The 2286-nt window shown below is 52.4% G+C and carries 4 protein-coding genes; 1 reads left to right on the top strand and 3 read right to left on the bottom strand.

Annotated features, from left to right (window positions below; all coding sequences use genetic code 11):
• The first annotated feature begins 33 nt into the window (after positions 1-33).
• Complete coding sequence (locus ACTHSP_RS19745; RefSeq protein WP_003684747.1) at positions 34-246, top strand: glycine zipper 2TM domain-containing protein; 213 nt, start codon at positions 34-36, stop codon at positions 244-246.
• Between the two features lie 63 nt (positions 247-309).
• Here ACTHSP_RS19745 and ACTHSP_RS19740 read toward each other — a convergent pair whose 3' ends face one another.
• The 3 genes from ACTHSP_RS19740 to minD form a co-directional block, all read right to left on the bottom strand.
• A complete protein-coding gene (locus tag ACTHSP_RS19740; protein WP_004520212.1) occupies positions 310-1230 on the bottom strand; it encodes a hydrogen peroxide-inducible genes activator in 921 nt (306 codons plus the stop codon).
• Positions 1231-1233: 3 nt separating this feature from the next.
• Positions 1234-1497, bottom strand: coding sequence for a cell division topological specificity factor MinE (gene minE, locus ACTHSP_RS19735; protein WP_003680625.1), 264 nt, complete (start codon positions 1495-1497; stop codon positions 1234-1236).
• Positions 1498-1500: 3 nt separating this feature from the next.
• A partial coding sequence (minD, locus tag ACTHSP_RS19730; protein ID WP_440346745.1) for a septum site-determining protein MinD occupies positions 1501-2286 on the bottom strand: 786 nt, incomplete at its 5' end.

The following is a 2286-nucleotide window of genomic DNA, read 5'->3' as shown; positions in this document are numbered from 1 at the left end:
TATACAGCTTAACCCCTGATGGAGAATCAAACCATGAAGAAAACTTTTGCAAAAACTGTGACCTTGATCATGCTGGCTGCCTCTTTGGGTGCATGTGCCAATATGACTCAAACCCAACGCAACACTGCTGCTGGTGCGGTATTGGGTGGCGTGGCAGGTAACTTGATTGGTGGCGATACCGGCTCTACCTTGGGTGGTGCGGCTTTGGGTGGCGTTATCGGCAGTCAAGTTCATACTCGCTACTAATCCTTTATTCGGTTAAAAATAAAAAGGCCGTCTGAATGTTCAGACGGCCTTTTGTTTTGCGGTTCATTCGTTGACGAATGTTACACCGGTCAGTTGCGATTGCAAAATGGCAGTACGCAAAGCAGTCAGTGCTTTCGGACGGACAAAGTTGCGGCGATAGGCCAAAACGACACGGCGGTGCGGCGCATTGCCTTCAAACGGGATAATGCTGAAAAGCATATGGTCGTTTTCGGTCAATGCGGTAGCTGGCATGACGCTGATGGCCAAACCGCTGGCAACCATGTGGCGGATGGTGTTGATGGAGCTGCCTTGCAGGGTATTGGTCAAACCTTGGATTTTCTGTTTGGAAGCCAATTCGGAACAGCTTGCCAACACTTGGTCGCGCATACAGTTACCTTCGGACAGCAGCAACACTTGTTCTTCGCCCAAAAGCTGAGGCGTAACGGCATCGAGTTCTTCAAAGTGATGGCCTTTGGGAACAATGACGAAGAAAGGTTCGTCATACAGAGGCTCGGTCACGATGCCTGGCTCTTGGAACGGTTCGGCAACGACGATTGCATCGACATCGCCACGTTTGAGCGACTCGGTCAGGATGTGGGTATAGTTCTCTTCCAGCATCAGCGGCATTTTCGGCGCGGTTTCACGCAGCGCGGTAATGAGCTTGGGCAGAAGGTAGGGGGCAACGGTGAAAATCAGGCCGAGTTTGAACGCGCCTTCCAATTCGTTTTGCTCTTCATTGGCAAGGTGCTTGATGAGTTCTGCTTCTTCCAGAACCCGGCGGGCTTGGGCGACAATGCGCTCTCCCGCTTCGGTCGTGATGATATCGTTGCTGCTACGGTCGAACAGGGATACCGACAGCTCTTCCTCCAGCTTTTTGATGGCGATGGAGAGGGTGGGCTGGCTGACAAAGCAGCGTCGTGCGGCACGTCCGAAGTGACGTTCTTGTGCGACGGCTACGATGTAACGCAATTCGGTCAAGGTCATGTGTTAAGCCTTTTTTTGTTCCGGCAGGGTGATGTTCAGCTCAAGAACGTCCAAGCCGTCTTGTTTCTCTTGGGAGATGCGGATGTCGTCCAATGATACGTTGACGTATTTGGACAGGACTTCCAACAACTCTTTACGCAAGGTCGGCAGATAGTCTGGAGCTTGGCCTTCTTGTGCGCGTTCTTGTGCGATGATGATTTGCAGGCGGTCGCGCGCGACTGTGGCGGTTTTCGGCTTTCTGCCGAACAGCATATCGAGCAGTGACATGTATTAACCTCCGAACAGTCGTTTTAAGAAGCTTTTCTTCTCAGCTTCGAGGAAACGCATTTCGCGGTTTTCACCCAAGAGGCGGGCGATAACGTCTTTGTAGGCTTCTGCTGCTGCGGCATTGTCTTGGTGGATGACAGGTTCGCCGGCGTTGGAAGCTTGCAGAACGTTTTGTGATTCAGGAATCACACCGATCAACGGAATACGCAAGATATCGCAGATGTCTTGAACAGACAGCATTTCGCCCTTGGCCACGCGCTCAGGGGAATAGCGGGTAATCAGCAGGTGCTCTTTAACAGTGCTGCCTTGTTCTGCTTTGCGGGATTTGCTTTGCAAAATGCCCAAGATACGGTCGGAATCGCGGACGCTGGATACTTCCGGGTTGGTGGTAATGATGGCTTCGTCGGCAAAGTAGAGCGCCATCAGTGCGCCTTGTTCGATACCGGCAGGAGAGTCGCAGATGATGAATTCGAAGCCCATTTTTTCGCTGGCTAACTCTTTCATCACGTTGTCTACACCTTCGCGGGTCAGTGCGTCTTTATCGCGGGTTTGCGATGCAGGCAGGATGTAGAGGTTTTCGCAGTTTTTGTCTTTAATAAGGGCTTGGTTGAGAGTCGCTTCGCCGTGGATAACGTTGATGAGGTCGTATACGACGCGGCGTTCGCAACCCATAATCAGGTCAAGGTTGCGCAAACCGACGTCGAAGTCGATTACGGCAGTTTTGTGGCCGCGCAGGGCCAGGCCGGTTGCGATGCTGGCGCTGGTAGTGGTCTTGCCTACGCCGCCTTT

The organism is Neisseria sp. P0001.S005, from assembly GCF_051963715.1.
The sequence above is the reverse complement of the archived record's forward strand: the minus strand, read 5'-3'. Positions and strand labels throughout refer to the sequence as shown.